The following is a 15,817-nucleotide window of genomic DNA, read 5'->3' on the forward strand; positions in this document are numbered from 1 at the left end:
GGTTGGCCCACCGAGTGATAGAACCATCAGCGATCAGCGCACAGGGGGTGCGTATTGGATGCCGCCGTTGTTCCACAGCGCGTTCAGGCCACGGTCAATTTCCAGTGGTGTGCTCTTGCCCAGGTTGCGCTCGAACATTTCGCCGTAGTTGCCCACCTGCTTGACGATCTGTACGACCCAGTCCTTCTTCACTTTCAAGTCTTTGCCATATTCACCGTCGGCACCGAGCAAACGCGCGACGTCGGGGTTCTTGGTGGACTTGGCTTCAGCTTCAACGTTTTTCGAGGTCACACCGGCTTCTTCAGCGTTGAGCATGGCGTAGCCCACCCAGCGCACGATGGCCAGCCACTCGTCGTCACCGTTACGCACGACCGGGCCCAGAGGCTCCTTGGAAATGGTTTCCGGCAGCACCACGTAGTCTTTCGGCGCGGCCAGCTTGCTGCGCTGGGCAAACAGTTGCGACTTATCGGATGTCAGCACGTCGCAACGCCCGGATTCCAGCGACTTGGCGCTTTCGTCGGAGGTGTCGAAGGTGATCGGGGTGTATTTGAGGTTATTGGCGCGGAAGTAGTCGGAAACGTTCAGCTCTGTGGTGGTACCGGCCTGGATGCAGATGGTTGCACCGTCCAGTTCCTTGGCGCTTTTCACGCCGAGCTTGTTGTTGACCAAAAAACCGATGCCGTCGTAGTAGGTAATGAAGCCTGGGAATTTCAAGCCCATGCCCGCATCGCGAGAGCTGGTCATGGTGGTGTTGCGCGACAGGATGTCGACTTCGCCCGATTGCAGCGCGGTGAAACGCTCCTTGGCATTCAACTGGCTGAACTTGACCTTGGTGGCGTCGCCGAAGACCGCAGCGGCCACGGCGCGGCAGTAGTCAGCGTCGATGCCGAGGATCTTGCCACTGGCATCCGGCACCGAGAAACCCGGCAAGCCATCACTCACGCCACATTGCACAAAGCCTTTCTTCTGCACGGCATCCAGGGTGGCGCCCGCCTGGGCAAACCCGTTGACACCCAGTACAGCCGCCGCAGTGACGATGGCCAGGGTGGATTTCAATACCTTCATTCAAACCTCCAGTTGCTCTTGTTGTGTCCAAGCTCCAACCCCAGCGCACCCTTATGAGGCGATATCGACCCGTGTTGGCTTTTTTTGGGGTCAAGCGGCATGAGGTTTTCGCGATCATTCCAGCGGCTATCCCCTGAACGGCGGTCACTGATAGTGTTACCGTCCCGGGAGAGTTCTGACATCGACCTACACATAGCAAGGCGCGTACCAGAGTGCCGGCCAAGGGGTTGCAACCCTGGGTTAATGGCAAAAGATTCACCCTTGCGACATTCTCTTAATAGATCAACCTGTCGCGCACCGTTCCAACGCCCCCAATCGGAGCGCACGCACATATATGGAGCAGACATGACCGAACCCTTGATTCTTCAGCCCGCCAAGCCCGCAGACGCCTGCGTTATCTGGTTGCATGGCCTGGGTGCCGATCGCTACGACTTCCTGCCGGTAGCCGAGGCGCTGCAGGAAAGCTTGCTGACCACGCGCTTCGTTTTGCCTCAGGCGCCGACGCGACCGGTGACCATCAACGGCGGCTACGAGATGCCGAGCTGGTACGACATCAAGGCCATGAGCCCGGCGCGTTCGATCAGCCTGGAAGAACTGGAAGTCTCGGCGAAAATGCTCACGGATTTGATCGAGGCTCAGAAGAGAACCGGGATAGACGCTTCGCGAATTTTCCTCGCGGGTTTTTCCCAAGGCGGCGCCGTGGTTTTCCACACCGCATTCTTAAATTGGGAGGGGCCACTCGGTGGCGTCATTGCCCTCTCCACCTACGCGCCAACCTTTGACAATGAGCTGGAATTATCCGCCAGCCAGCAGCGCATTCCGACACTGTGCCTGCATGGCCAGTACGACGAGGTGGTGCAGAACGCCATGGGCCGCAGCGCCTATGAGCATTTGAAGGGCCGTGGTGTCACCGTGACATGGCAGGAATACCCAATGGGCCACGAAGTGTTACCCGAAGAGATACGCGACATCGGCACCTGGCTGGCTGAACGCCTGCGCTGAAACCCGCGTTTATGTAGCCGTATGACAGACGCACTACGCCGCGCCCGATTCTTGCATTACACTGGCCGGCGTACATTCCTTAACCAATTAATGAGATGACCGTGCTCAAAGCACTCAAGAAGATGTTCGGCAAAAGCGCGGCTGAGCCGCTCGCGCCTGTTCCCAGTGCTCCTGCCCCCAAGCCCGGCAACCGCAATGACGGTCCACAGCCTGGCCGGACTACGCCCGCCGCCGCACCGAAACAACCCTCGGTGACGCCGCCTGAACAGGCCCAGCCTGCCGAGGTCGCTACGGCGCCTGCGGCCAAACCACGTCGCGAACGCGCGCCCAAGCCGCCGGTGACCCCGTGGAAACTCGAAGACTTCGTCGTCGAGCCCCAGGAAGGCAAAACCCGCTTCCACGACTTCAAGCTGGCCCCGGAACTGATGCACGCCATCCAGGACCTGGGCTTCCCGTACTGCACACCGATCCAGGCGCAGGTGCTGGGCTTCACCCTGGCGGGCAAAGACGCCATCGGCCGCGCCCAGACCGGTACCGGCAAGACCGCCGCGTTCCTGATCTCGATCATCACCCAGCTGCTGCAGACGCCGCCGCCGAAAGAGCGCTACATGGGTGAACCGCGCGCCCTGATCATCGCCCCGACCCGGGAGCTGGTGGTGCAGATCGCCAAGGACGCCGCCGACCTGACCAAGTACACCGGCCTCAACGTGATGACCTTCGTCGGCGGCATGGACTTCGACAAACAGCTCAAGCACCTCGAAGCCCGCCACTGCGACATCCTCGTTGCCACCCCGGGCCGCCTGCTGGACTTCAACCAGCGCGGCGACGTGCACTTGGACATGGTCGAAGTGATGGTACTGGACGAAGCCGACCGCATGCTCGACATGGGCTTTATCCCGCAAGTACGCCAGATCATCCGCCAGACCCCGCCGAAAGCCGAGCGCCAGACCCTGCTGTTTTCCGCGACCTTCACCGAAGACGTGATGAACCTCGCCAAGCAGTGGACCACCGACCCATCCATCGTCGAGATCGAGGCGCTGAACGTCGCCAGCGAAAACGTCGAGCAGCATATCTATGCCGTGGCCGGTGCCGACAAGTACAAGCTGCTCTACAACCTGGTCAATGACAACGGCTGGGAGCGCGTGATGGTGTTCGCCAACCGCAAGGACGAAGTGCGCCGCATTGAAGAGCGCCTGGTACGCGATGGCGTCAACGCTGCGCAACTGTCGGGCGATGTGCCGCAGCACAAGCGCATCAAGACATTGGAGGGTTTCCGCGAAGGTAAGATCCGCGTGCTGGTGGCCACCGACGTGGCCGGGCGCGGCATTCACATCGACGGCATCAGCCACGTGATCAACTTCACCCTGCCGGAAGTGCCGGACGACTACGTGCACCGCATCGGCCGTACCGGGCGGGCCGGGGCCGCGGGTGTGTCGATCAGCTTTGCCGGGGAAGATGACTCGTACCAATTGCCGTCGATCGAAGCCCTGCTGGGGCGCAAGATCAGTTGCGAGACACCGCCGACGCACCTATTGCGGGCAGTGGAGCGCAAGCGCCCCTAAGCTGAAATACGCTCAAAATGTGGGAGGGGCTTGCTCCCGATTGCGGTGTGTCAGTCAACAAAGATATCGACTAATCCACCCCAATCGGGAGCACCTCGAATCGTCGCGCCCCCCCTCCTACATTCGTTTGCATCAAGCGTCACCTCCCCCCTGTATCAGCCCACTCAGGATAGGCTGGCGAATACGCCAGGCCTCGTCCCTGAATGCATCGAAATATTCGACGCTGCTGCTCACCATATCTTTCAAGCTGCTGAGGGCGGGTTGCGTTTGAGGCTGTGTCGAAGCAGAAAAACTACCCTTATTGCCTTCAGGCACGGCGTTCTCCCTCGTCTGACTTCTACTTTCGATTGATCGGCCAAGATTGGTAAATCTCAAAATAGCCCGCGTACCACCGAACATCTGGCTGTACGGGGTAACTCCAGCTTTATCGGTAAATTTATAGGTCAACCCCAACATGCGGTCTCGCGATGCCAACACAGCACTGCCGATCGGTGTATCAGACAGGTTACCCACACCGGTCCATTTTGCTGCGGCTCCCTTGTAGGCCATATGCGCCGAGGTATAGGCCCCTCCCACGCCCACAGCCAATGAGGCTATGGAGAACCCGAACGCGGCCCATCCCAAGTTATTGATGTGGTTCGAGCGGTCCCAACCCATTGCTTTATCGACCTCGGCAACGCCCAGTGCTGCGGTGCTCAGTGTTCCGCTGACGACCCCCAACCCCGCACCAACCAACACTGCCGCCTTGGAAGCGATAAGCATCCCCGCCGCACCTGCCGACACAGCCGCCGCGAGCGCTGGAGCTGCAAACCCTACCGTAACGATGGAGAGCGCCAACGCCGCGCCGGTCAATACCCACTTCAACCAGCTAGGCCATAAACCGCTAGGGTCTACCATGTTGCTCGGGTTACACGCACAGTAGGCATAGCCGTTGAGCCCGCCCTTACCAAAAGGGGTCAGCTCGTCGACCTGCAAAAACACCATCAGCTCCGGATCGTAGGCACGACGACCGTTGCCCAGGAAGTAGAGCCTGGATGCCGCATCTAATCGCTGGCCATTGAACGCTGGTAGTTGCAGGTCTGCCATGGTGCGGGTCTTGCCATCATCCAGAGGAATTTTGGTATAGCCGTAAGGCGTGTATTGTCGCCGCACATGAGCCTGCCCCGGCGCCGATATGCCACGCACGCTGCCGGCGGCATCGTTGGTATGCAGTTGCGGCCCGTCCACGCCACCACCACGCGCCATTACTTGGTCATCGCCGTTGAAATAGCGGATCTTTTTACTGCCTTCAACTAAGGATTCAAGGTGCTCGCCTGCATACGCCAGCATCACGGGCTGTTCATTTCCACGCCAAGCGAGTACCTGACGGGATTCTGCGTCGTACCGGTAGCTGTATTGAAAGCCATCGGCCCTTATGTCGGTCAATTGATCAAACTCGTTGTATGTGTAGAGCTGGCCTGACGGCCCAACCAATAAATTGCCCGCCGCATCATAGGTCAGGGTGACATCCTGCACCGGGAGCGTGTGAGTCAAACGCGTCAGCTGGGTGGGGTCGGTGCCGGTGAAAAACCGTTCACAAACATCTTGCGTATTACCGACAAAGGAGGTGACCACATGGGTAATGTTATTGAGGCTGTCAAAACTGAAGTCTTGACCGACGATGCTACGCCCCAAGCGATCCTGTGGGTGTTCGCGGCCTTCGCAGCGATAAGTCTTCAAGCGCAAGTAGGCGTCGTAGCTAAAGGTCTCACCGATGACCAGCTGTGCTTTCGCGTCTCGAAAAACCCGCTTCGCCAACATACTGTTGGGGTGATACTCACTGGTCATCACCTGCAACAGCTCGCCGTTTTGCTCAAAGCGGCGCTCGGCTTCTCGCCCCAGTGAGTCGTAGGTAATCCTGGTGACGACTCGCGTATTCTCGTAAACGGCGGTCAGCGTCTGAGGCCGACCAAATATATCGTAATCCTGCTCGATCACCATTGAGCCGGTGGTCATCCGCAGGAAACGCCCGTGTGCATCATAATCGAACTGGCTTCGCTGGCCATCGGCTGTGATTTGATACTTCAAGCGCCCGCCGGGGGAATAGTCATACAGTGTGGTAACGGACGTACCACTGACCGTTTGAACATCCTTTTCGGGATTGCCGTTGACGTCGTAAACAACCTCATGAATCGAGCCATCGGTCTGCGAATGCGTCAAAGCGCCGGACATCAGGTCATGTCGGTAGGTGTTGACTGAGCGCCCTGCTATTTCAATACGACTGGGCCTGTTCAGCTCTCTGTTATAAAAACGTTTCTCACGAACACCGAGTGGGGAAACAATGGAGGCAGGCTCCATCCATCCGGCCTCATACTCCAAAATCATGGCCTGCCCTTTCCCGCGGACCTGGCTGATCATGCGGCCCAGGCTGTCATACGTACGGGCCCCCACAAGTTTGCCGTCGATCATGAGTGCAGTGGCTGATTCGCTACTGGTACCGCGTGCGTATTCGATTTTACGCAGGCGCTGTGCAGTGCCATCGGCAGGTTTTTGCAAAACGGTTACCTGTCGATTGAAAGCATCGTAGGTGAATTCGGTGAGATTTTTACCCACATCCAGCACCGAAAGGCATCGGCCCAGCCCATCGTAGGTGCGCGACTCAATTTCGACGCTGTTTTCGTTAACGTCGAGGCGCTCGACCTTCGCCGGCTGGTTATGCTCATTGAACCAAGTCTTCAGGCGTTCACCGCCTTCCACCCCCTCGATCTTGAGGTTCAGCAGGGGATCGTACTCATCGATCAACACACTGCCATCAGGACGCTTCACACGGCTGAGGTTGCCCCAGCGATTATAGGTGTAGGTAGTCTCGAGTGTCCGAGTCCCGTCGCTCAGATAATCGGTATGCACCTCTTCGACGCATTGCCCAAGGGCGTCATACCGCCAGGTCCCAGTGATAAGCTCCGGCACGCCCAGCGAGTGAACTTCGGAGACCTGGCGCCCGAGACCATCATAGTAGGTGATGACCTGGGTGCCTTGGGCATCGATGGTGATCAAATGTGCCCCTCGGGTGGGCGTGGCAAAATGGTAGGCATAACGGCGCCAGGCCTGTTCTGGTTTACCGGCTGACACCGTTTCCGCTGTCATTCGGCCATTGACGTCGAACGCCATGGTCAGCGTGCTGCCACCATCGCGGGTCATGGACAACAGGCGACGGTTGACCAGGGAGAGGCTGCGCACTGACTCAAGCCACTGCCCCTCGCGTCCTTTCAAACGCCGGGTTTCAACCAGGTTATCACCGCTAATGGCGTAGCTGATTTCGCTGACTGAAGTGAGTCCGTCAATGGTGGTGGAAATACTCTTCAACCGGCCCGCCAGCTCGACAGGGGTTTGGTAGTGGGTATGCCGAGTGCTGGATACACCCGCCTGGGTACTCGACTCCTGGACGACAGAATAATCACCACTGCCCCGTTGTATACCTGTGTAGGTGTACTCGGTGATTGGCAGCGCAGGCGTGCCTCCTGCTGGAATAAGCCGCTCCTGCTTCACATAGCGCTTGAACAGGCCGTGGGGGTCGGCCGGACACTTGCCTGTCTCTCCCTGTATCGGGTAATAACTGTATTCGGTGCGCACTCCGGAGGCTGCGGTACGGCTGAGTTCATTACCATATTCATCAGTTTCAATTTGTTGAACCTCTTCCCTTGGCGCCCCACCGGCCAGCAATTCAAAGCGCTTGGTAATAGTCTTAGGTAGATGCAGGTTGGCTGGTTGCGCGGGAAACAGGCCGGGTTCGATATTGTAGGCCATCGTCGTCGTGGTCACGGTGCCTTCGCGACGGACCTGCTCCTCGGTCAACAGATGAAACTTGTTGTAGGTTGTTTTAGTGGCGCTCAGCTCAACGTTGTTATTAGCAGTATCAATGCACTTCTCCTCCGTCCAGTAGTTATAGGGCGAACCCACCAGATACAGATTGTCCTCACCCTCGCGAAAGCCACCGGAGAAGGGATAGCCAGTGAAGTTCAAGCCGGGGCTGTAGCCATAGGTTCTGGAAATGCCTGGTTGACCGGCTGCGGGTGTCTGAACCCAACTGGTGACACGCGGAATGTGCTGCCCATTGGCATACTGATGGCCGTTTTCTGCATAGCGGATCAACTCATCACCTCCCATCGGCGGCCGCACACGATTGATAGCGATCATGCCGTTTCGAAAGGGAGCTGTGTACTCAAGCACATAACCTGCAGTCGCTGCCGGTCCACTGCGATCATACGGGACGGTAATACCTGTCAGCCGCCCATTGGAATAGCTAAAGCGGATACGTGCATAGCGGTCGCCATCAACCCGCGTATCTGCCATCGCCAAGCGCCCGCCTGTGTACGTGAGCAACAGCAATACTTGCTGGCGATGATCCAGAATCCGCTCAAGCGATCCGCCCGGGGCATATTCCCACGTCAAGCGCTCGCCACTTTCAAACTCAATAGCAACAATACGATAGGGCGTAGTGCTACCCGTGCGTCGCAACACTTCAACGGTGCCGTCCTTGTAAATTACATGAAGCGTATTGGCATCCGGCCTTTTGACCATCCAATTCTTAAGTTTGCGATCCTTGATCACCAGCGTTGCGCCTACCGGGGGCAGGCTCTGGGTTTTAAATTGCTCACCGGTAAGCAATGTGAGCCTAGAACGTGCAATATCAAATTCAGTATTGCTGATCCTGCAACCGTGACCGTAAACACCAGATGTCATATCCATCATGGAAAACGAAAGCGCGATACTTCTGCTCACTTCAAGCGAGCCCTGCGGGTAAAAATTTGCCAAGTGAACTTGGTATCTGTATTGACCGGTACGTGCATCTACCGCACCGCCAAAATAAGAACTGAAATTGAAAGCTTGAGAGTAAATATCCATATCAGACTTGCGCCCTGCAAAGAAATTGATAGCCGCCCCTTACCTCAATCGCCCTTAACCAACCTTAAACGTTCGCCCCAATGATATTGCTCAAGACGAAATACATGTTCGACCCCGAAATTATCCCATAACCGCCAGTTACTTTTAGTATCGAGGTGCGGATTCGAAGCATCACTCACAAGTGCAACTACAGCACGCATTATCGTAGGATACTTATTTAACCTGATATACTTTTCACGACCATCGGCCTGCTCGAGGACAATATCTTCCAGTGTAACCACGGGATTTAAAACATCCTTATTAATCACCACCCCACCTTTTGCATAGAATCGAAAATCCCTTCTATAAAGATAAGATGTTCGAAAACTGGCACCTTCCCGCCATGCGGGTACTGGATTATCAAACCCCCGATTGACTAGAAACCGCAAACCTGGCGGTGGCATCCAGTAATAAGCCTTGACATTATGCTGTTCATCAGCAAAAGCATCATTATCGACATACTCGACGAGATCAGTGACCAACAACCTATAGGATTCTTGAGGATGAATTATTACTCGCGAATTAAAATTCACATCACCCACCTGGTAGTTAGTCGAATACTTAACTCCGCCCACCTCGATAGTCGCCATAAATACAGCAGGTATGACAGTTAAATTTGGCTTGCGACGCATATATCGATAAACAATTTCTACTGCCATTGAGGTACTACTTCTCGAAGACTCTGAATCTCCAGTTTGCCGGCCTTTTTCACGACTTTGAGATCTCAACCCGGCATCGAATATATTTTTCTGTTTGTCACAGCTCCAACCTTCGGGAAGCGGCGCATCTGGATCTGCTGAAAATTGCGTAATCGCAAAGCTGTCGAGCTCAGCCTGCGTCAATCTCACGGCTTCCCAACCCTTATCGGGATCCCATTGCTCAGCAATGATCTCAACAAAAACTACGCATTGATGACGATCATTCGGATATAACTCTCTCGTATACTCCAGACCATTGGGTAGCTTAATTTCAAAATGCACTAACTTTCGAGGAGGAGGAGCAATGGCGCCGCCTAATATTAGGTAAGGATGACCTGGCACTTCGATACTAGGTACGGTCAATGTAAACTTTTGTTCAGTACCATAGTTATCCAACAACCTCCAAAAACTTTTCGTATCGTTATTTTCAGCAGTCAAGGTCGACTTCAATCTGACGGCTCGCATAATAGTCGGCCGTTCATTAAACCTGCATTGAGGGTTCGCCGAAGGCGCTGGCAAACCTGGGCGTATCTCATCCAGATAAAGCCTTGCGGAAGGATTATCTTTGTGTACAACTGTACCCACTACGTTTGACCAACGATTTTCAAGAGGATTTTGATAAAACAGCGTACTCTTGAAATCCTCGCCCTCACCGGGCAAATTCAGCGGCCTTTCAAATCCCAAGTTTCTAACGAACTGCATTTTCCCAGGAGGCGTCCAGTAGTAAATATGTACTTCCGTTCGATAAGTAGCGCCGGCTATGTAGCCTTGGTTATCCATGTAAAGATCGAGGTCGGACGCTTTTAGTTCAAATGGTGCAACGGCGCTGATAGTGACAGTAGAGCCAACTCCCTTGCTTAAGCCATCACTAGTATAAATACCCCCGCCAATCACCACTCGCGCCATAAAAACTTCCGCACCAACAGGCGCATTCGGATCACAACGCAAGTAGCGGCTGATACTTTCCCCGCTTGCCTCGCCAACGTCTCCAGCGACCTGCCAATACTCGAATTCCTCCGATGGACTATCCATCCAAAGTCCGAGAACAAATTCATTTCTTTCCTTATCGCAACTCCACCCTGCTGTTAGCGTTTGATTGTCGTGTTCTGAGCAACTGACCACTGTGACACTGGCACGCTCCTCATCCGTCAAGAGCGAACGACCCCAAACGCCATCAGGGCCGCATGTTTCTTTAACCACATCAATAATGACTTCACATTGATGGCGGCCATTGGCATAGAGTCCGTTGGCCACCTCCGTCCCAGCGGGGCGCCTGATACTTAAACCCGACAAACGACAGTTGCTTGTACTTGCGTGAGTAGCCATTTCCCGACGTCTCCAATAAGTAGCGCTGGTGCAACGGAACGGCGCTGAAACACGCCCTCGGTGCCTTGACCTCATCAGAACCGCTGGGGAGACGCGAAACAACTGTAAGAATTGACAGTTTTATAGAAGTATTTGAAATATCACTCGTAACTTAAAGATGCTGGATGGACCCCTTAAGACTTCCAACGCTCTGCCGCAGCGTGATCACTACCCCGCCCTTCCACCCACCGTGCGCCGTCCGGAGTATTTTCCTTCTTCCAAAACGGCGCCCGCGTCTTCAAGTAATCCATCACAAACGCACACGCCTCAAACGCCGCCTGGCGATGAGCACTGGCTGCCGCGACAAACACAATCGGCTCGCCCGGCTCCAGCGCGCCGATGCGATGCAGCACCTCCAGCTTGAGCAACGGCCAACGCTGTTCAGCTTCGACGGCGATCTTGGTCAAAGCCTTTTCGGTCATGCCGGAGTAGTGCTCAAGAAACATCCCCGACACCTCGCGCCCGTCATTGAAGTCGCGCACATAACCGACAAAACTCACCACCGCGCCCACGCCGACATTGGCGTCGTGCATGGCGTTGACTTCAGCGCCGGGATCAAAGGCTTCGACCTGCACACGAATAGCCATGGTCAGCCTCCGGTCACGGGTGGGAAAAACGCGACTTCATCGCCGGCTTGCAGTGGCTCGTCGAGGCCACATAGCTCCTGGTTGCGGGCGCACATCAGGCTGGTCTCGTTGAGAACTTCGAAGCCCGGATCGACCGCCAATGCTTGGCGTACGGCGTCGACGGTGGCGAAGTCACCTTCCATCTCCAGCGAATCCAGGCCAATCGCTTCGCTGTAGCGGGCAAAAAACAGCACGTTGATACTCATACCTCATCCGCCTTGAAGTGCCCGCTCTTACCGCCCAGCTTTTCCAGCAGGCGAATACTTTCGATGGTCATGCCACGGTCCACGGCCTTGCACATGTCGTAGATGGTCAACGCCGCGACACTGGCTGCCGTCAGCGCTTCCATCTCTACACCGGTCTGCCCGGAAAGCTTGCAGCGCGCCAGGATATGCACGGCATCCACGCCATCGGCGCGCAGTTCGACCTTGACGCCGGTAAGCATCAGCGGGTGGCACAAAGGGATCAAATCACTGGTTTTTTTCGCTGCCTGGATCCCGGCGATGCGGGCCACGGCGAATACGTCGCCCTTGGGGTGGGCGCCGTCGACAATCATTGTCAGGGTTTCGGGCAACATTCGCACCCGCGCTTCGGCCACCGCTTCACGGAATGTCACGACTTTGTCGGTGACGTCGACCATATGGGCGCGACCTTGGGAATCGAGATGAGTCAGCACAGGGATACTCCTGATCAGAAGCGGCAATTGTAAACCCGTGGGTCAAATTTGCGCAGGGCTGTTTATTGCATAAATAAAGGGGTGCAGCGCCCCCCTTTAATCACAACATCCAAGGTTAGAAACGGAAGGTAAACCCGGCATTGATCCCGTTGTTGTTACCGCGGTTGGACAGCAAGCCGCTGTAGTTCAACGAAACCAGGGTGTCCCTGGTCAAGGCCATTTCCGCACTGGCCTTGATCACCGCGCCATCCCGGGCCACGGGCACGCTGTTGACGGCAAAGGCGGTGTCGCTGCCGGCAAACTTCAGCGAGGCTTCGCGGTCGGTGTCACCGAACTGATGCTCCCAACCCAACTCACCGCGCAAGGTCACCGCCGAGGTGGCGCTGATCGGCAACTGCGTATGCGCACGCAGGCCCAGGGTCGACAGCGTCGCGTCCTGGCTTTGCTTACTGGCGTGCAAGGCAGCGGCGCCACCTTTCTCCTTGAACGAGTCGCTTTGATAGTTCAGGTACGTGAGGTTGGCGAAGGGTTCGAGCAGGTTCCATTGGGTATAGCCGATCTCGGCGAACACTTGGTCGGTGCGTGCGCTGTAGTCGGCCTTGGCGTAGTCCGACTGATTGGCGTAGGCCACCCGCCGCGAAGTGTCCAGGCGGTGCCAGGTGGTGGCGCCACCCAGGCGCAGGGCAATGGCTTCGAAGCGCTTACCGCCATATACCGACAGGTGATAGTTGTCGCTGTCTGCCGAAGCCGACTGGCCATTGAGGTGGCTCTGGGTATAACCGGTCGCCGCCCCCACCCGCCAGCCATCACTCACCTCGGTGTCCAAACCCAGCAGCACGCCGCTGGTGGACGACGAGTAGCCACTGGCGTTGTTGTCACCGCTGACGTTATTACGCCCCCCTAGCAGTTGCACCCAGCCGCCGTTGTCGCTGGTCTGGATCTGCGCGCTGGAATCCAGCGCCTGGGCCTGCTGCAGACGCCCGTTGACCGCTTCGCGCAGGTAGCGGCTGTCGGCCATTTGCGCCGCCGCCACATCCGAGTGCAGTTGTCCCGACAGTTGCTTGAACGCGTCCCGTGCCTGGTCGGTTGAATCCGAAGCCAACAGGCTTTCGTAAACCGGGCTGCCGGCGCCCAGCGTCTCGGCCGCCGTCGCCACCGCCCGCTCGTTGCGGGTTTGCGCGACGCTGGCGAAGCTGGTCTGGTTGCGCGCTATCGCCAGGGTCAGCTGGTTGGGTTGGTAGTTGAGCTGCGTGCCAATGAACAGGTAGTTGGGCGCGAATGCGGCAAACTGGCCATTGATGCCCTGGCTGGCGCTGAGGATGCTGAACTGCTGGCCCAGCAAGCTGCGCGCCTCACTGGCGGACAGCAGGTTGGGGCTGTTCTCCAGGGACACGCTCACCACGCCGCCATTGAGAGTCGCCACACCGCTGCTCTGGATCTGGTCGCTGCGGCCATTGGCACCGACTTCGACGGCATACACCGAGCCCGGATTGAAGGTCACGTCGCCGGTATGCAAGGTGCCAATCGAATGGCCCGGCGCCACACGTCCGCCGTTGTTGACGCTCAAGGGCCCTACCGTGCCGTTGCCGGCCAGGGTGCCGCCCAAGGTGGTCAGCACGCCGTTATCCGCATTGCGCGTACCCACGGCGCTGCCATCCACCGTCACGGCAGAGGTCAACGTGCCGTCCACCGACAGTTTGCCACCGCGCAGCCAGGTGCTGCCTGAATAGGTGTTCTGGCCCTCCAGCACCAGTTCACCGTCCCCCAACTTGACCAGGCTGCCAACGTAGGTAGCGCTGGTGAGCCGGTCCTGGCCACGGGTGAGCGTCGCCTGCTCGCGGGCATGGCCGATCTCGTATTCGAACTGATCATCAGCCGACGCATTGTTGGGCAGGCCATTGAGCCAGCCCTTCTGCTGCTTGGTAGCCGTCCAGGTCGCCTGCTCGGCTGCGTCTTCCACGCGCCGGGCGCGAACGGCCTCATCGGAAATCGGGTTGGCCCAGATATCGCGGGTACCGGTAGGCAAGGCCACTGCCATTGAACCAAGGAACTGCCCCGGCCCTTGCATGGCTTTTTGCAGGTTGGACAAGCCCCAGCCGCTGACCACACCCGGCACTTGCGGCGTACCCGGGGCGGCATCGTGCACCGGCTGCAGGTTGTCGTAGGTGCGGCCACCTGTCAGCGCACCGACAGGCGTGTCCGGGCCATCCGGCGCCTGCAGGCTGGAAGTGGTGAGCAATACGTCCCGCGCCTGGCTGGCGGTCATGTAGGGAAAGCGCTGGATCACCAGGGCCAAGGCGCCGGAAACGCTCGGCGCGGCGGCGGAGGTGCCGTTGGCGTTGGGGATGATTTCACCCTCCGGCCCCGCGGACGGGATGCCCGACACGCCCATCACGCACCACCACTTCGAGGTGCCGCAACGGTTGTAGACCTGGGCGCTGGTCTCGTCATAGCCGGTGATCGCGAGGAATTTGCCTTCGATGTCCGGCTTGAAAAACGGCAGGTTGGCGTTGGTGTCCGGGTTGGCACCGTGGCTGTCGTTGCCCGCCGAGATGATCTGGATGAAGCTGTTTTGCCGTGCGGTGTCAGCCATGGCGTCCATCCAGGTCTTGTGACCGGCGTGGGCCTTGTCCCAGAACGGGCGATAGGCCGCAGTCATGTCTCGCAGGTTTTGCGCGGCGCTGTCGCCGACAGTACCGAAGTGGTTCTCCACGTCATCGCGCGAGCTTTGCCCCCAGCTCTGGTTGACGATCGACACGTTCTTCGCCGCCAGGGCGTTATAGCTGGCCATGAACGCGTTGTAGTCGAGGTCGTTGGAACCCTGGTACCGATCGTTGTCGCTGCCGCCGGTGTTGGCGACAAAGATGTTCGCATCGAAGGCAATGCCGTGCATACCGGTGCCGTTGCGGCTGGCCCCGAGCACACCAGACATTTCCGTACCGTGACCATCGTTGAACGCCGGGTCGTATTCCCCGGGAATACTGAAATGCTCACCCTGCTTGAACTCGCCGCTGGGCACCTCAAGGCGGTAGCGCGGATGGGTGGCGTAGTACTCGCCGGTGGAGGTCACCGCCTGCACGCGGTCCTGGCCCTGGGCATTCTTGCCCTGGAATTCGAAGTGTTTGGTAAGGACGCCCGAGTCGAGCACGCCGACATTCACCCCCTTGCCGGTGATGCCCAGGGCATAGGCGTAGTACGCGTTGGTGCGGTCCAGGCCAGAGTTGACCTGGGCTTCCGGGGTCTTCCAGGTTTGTGCATTGGCGCTCCAGTCACGGGTTGCGCCAGCCCAGGATTGCCCGGCGCTCAGTTGCCCATTGAGATTGCTGCTCACGCCCGGCTCTACGTAGGTATAGGGCTTGGCGGTCGGCAGGTTGGCGATGATCGCCTTGGAGAAATCGAGAATATTGGTGGTGTAGCGACCATTGTTGCTGAACAGCCGGCTGCGGTAGTAATCCAGGCGCGAGGTGTAGTCCAGCGGCCTCCGGGTATCGCCGAGCATTGCGCCGATGGTGAGGTTTTCGGGCTGCAGTTCGTAGTTCTGCTTGAGGGCCGAGTCGAACTTGCCGGACTGGGCAGCGAAGTCCTTGGCCGCCAGATCGACGATATCTGCGTAGGCAAACCGCAGGTTCTTGTACACGTCGGTGCCGGGGCCGAAGGAGGCGACGGCTTTGCGGAATGCCGACTCCAGTACCTGGGAGGTGTAGGGATTGTCTTCGGCCCAGGCCATGGAACCCTGGCCCAGCCAGAGGGCCAGGCCGAGCGCGACGGGCGTCAGGGGTATCTGCTTGAAGCGAGTGGCGTGCTTGTGTTGCGACAAAGTGAAGCCATTACCTGCTACGTCCATTTTCCTTTCCCTTTGGATATGTGCGTCGTCAATGAGCGATGTATCGGGCTTTTGTAATA

General features: G+C 57.6%; 9 protein-coding genes. 2 read left to right on the plus strand and 7 right to left on the minus strand.

Annotated elements, in window-relative coordinates:
- Nucleotides 1–33 precede the first annotated feature (33 nt).
- Nucleotides 34–1,065 (minus strand): amino acid ABC transporter substrate-binding protein, encoded by a 1,032-nt coding sequence (locus NMB39_RS23695; protein ID WP_494339986.1) that lies wholly within the window; start codon nucleotides 1,063–1,065, stop codon nucleotides 34–36.
- A gap of 345 nt (nucleotides 1,066–1,410) precedes the next feature.
- Here NMB39_RS23695 and NMB39_RS23700 point away from each other — a divergent pair, with 345 nt between their 5' ends.
- Nucleotides 1,411–2,067: an alpha/beta hydrolase gene (locus NMB39_RS23700; RefSeq protein WP_198720088.1), complete on the plus strand. Its 657-nt coding sequence runs from the start codon at nucleotides 1,411–1,413 to the stop codon at nucleotides 2,065–2,067.
- A 95-nt stretch (nucleotides 2,068–2,162) separates the two neighbouring features.
- Nucleotides 2,163–3,629 (plus strand): ATP-dependent RNA helicase RhlB, encoded by a 1,467-nt coding sequence (gene rhlB / locus NMB39_RS23705; protein WP_464005715.1) that lies wholly within the window; start codon nucleotides 2,163–2,165, stop codon nucleotides 3,627–3,629.
- Between the two features lie 132 nt (nucleotides 3,630–3,761).
- On the opposite strand, the gene NMB39_RS23710 is transcribed toward rhlB, so the two are convergent.
- From NMB39_RS23710 to NMB39_RS23735, 6 genes are all read right to left on the minus strand, one after another.
- Nucleotides 3,762–8,510 (minus strand): RHS repeat-associated core domain-containing protein, encoded by a 4,749-nt coding sequence (locus NMB39_RS23710; protein WP_494339985.1) that lies wholly within the window; start codon nucleotides 8,508–8,510, stop codon nucleotides 3,762–3,764.
- A gap of 44 nt (nucleotides 8,511–8,554) precedes the next feature.
- On the minus strand, nucleotides 8,555–10,501 hold the full coding sequence (locus tag NMB39_RS23715; protein ID WP_494339984.1) for a hypothetical protein: 1,947 nt from the start codon (nucleotides 10,499–10,501) through the stop codon (nucleotides 8,555–8,557).
- 245 nt (nucleotides 10,502–10,746) lie between these two features.
- Nucleotides 10,747–11,199 carry a molybdopterin synthase catalytic subunit MoaE gene (gene moaE / locus NMB39_RS23720; protein ID WP_057021499.1) on the minus strand — a complete coding sequence of 151 codons (453 nt, stop codon included), beginning with the start codon at nucleotides 11,197–11,199 and terminating at the stop codon, nucleotides 10,747–10,749.
- 2 nt (nucleotides 11,200–11,201) lie between these two features.
- Entirely contained in the window at nucleotides 11,202–11,444 is a 243-nt protein-coding gene (gene moaD, locus NMB39_RS23725; RefSeq protein WP_068966244.1) for a molybdopterin converting factor subunit 1, read from the minus strand.
- The gene (gene moaC, locus NMB39_RS23730) at nucleotides 11,441–11,914 is read right to left on the minus strand and encodes a cyclic pyranopterin monophosphate synthase MoaC (protein ID WP_494339983.1); all 474 of its coding nucleotides are present in this window, start codon (nucleotides 11,912–11,914) and stop codon (nucleotides 11,441–11,443) included. Before moaC ends, moaD begins: the two co-directional genes overlap by 4 nt.
- 115 nt (nucleotides 11,915–12,029) lie before the next feature.
- Nucleotides 12,030–15,758, minus strand: a complete 3,729-nt coding sequence (locus NMB39_RS23735) for an autotransporter domain-containing protein (RefSeq protein ID WP_494339982.1) — start codon at nucleotides 15,756–15,758, stop codon at nucleotides 12,030–12,032.
- Nucleotides 15,759–15,817 lie beyond the last annotated feature (59 nt).

Source organism: Pseudomonas sp. FBCC-B545 (genome assembly GCF_059134095.1).

Coding starts and splice junctions, on each gene's coding strand:
- NMB39_RS23695 (WP_494339986.1), bottom strand. CDS start 1,065: ATGAAGGTATTGAAATCCACCCTGGCCATCGTCACTGCGGCGGCTGTA.
- NMB39_RS23700 (WP_198720088.1), top strand. CDS start 1,411: ATGACCGAACCCTTGATTCTTCAGCCCGCCAAGCCCGCAGACGCCTGC.
- rhlB (WP_464005715.1), top strand. CDS start 2,163: ATGACCGTGCTCAAAGCACTCAAGAAGATGTTCGGCAAAAGCGCGGCT.
- NMB39_RS23710 (WP_494339985.1), bottom strand. CDS start 8,510: ATGGATATTTACTCTCAAGCTTTCAATTTCAGTTCTTATTTTGGCGGT.
- moaE (WP_057021499.1), bottom strand. CDS start 11,199: ATGGCTATTCGTGTGCAGGTCGAAGCCTTTGATCCCGGCGCTGAAGTC.
- moaD (WP_068966244.1), bottom strand. CDS start 11,444: ATGAGTATCAACGTGCTGTTTTTTGCCCGCTACAGCGAAGCGATTGGC.
- NMB39_RS23735 (WP_494339982.1), bottom strand. CDS start 15,758: ATGGACGTAGCAGGTAATGGCTTCACTTTGTCGCAACACAAGCACGCC.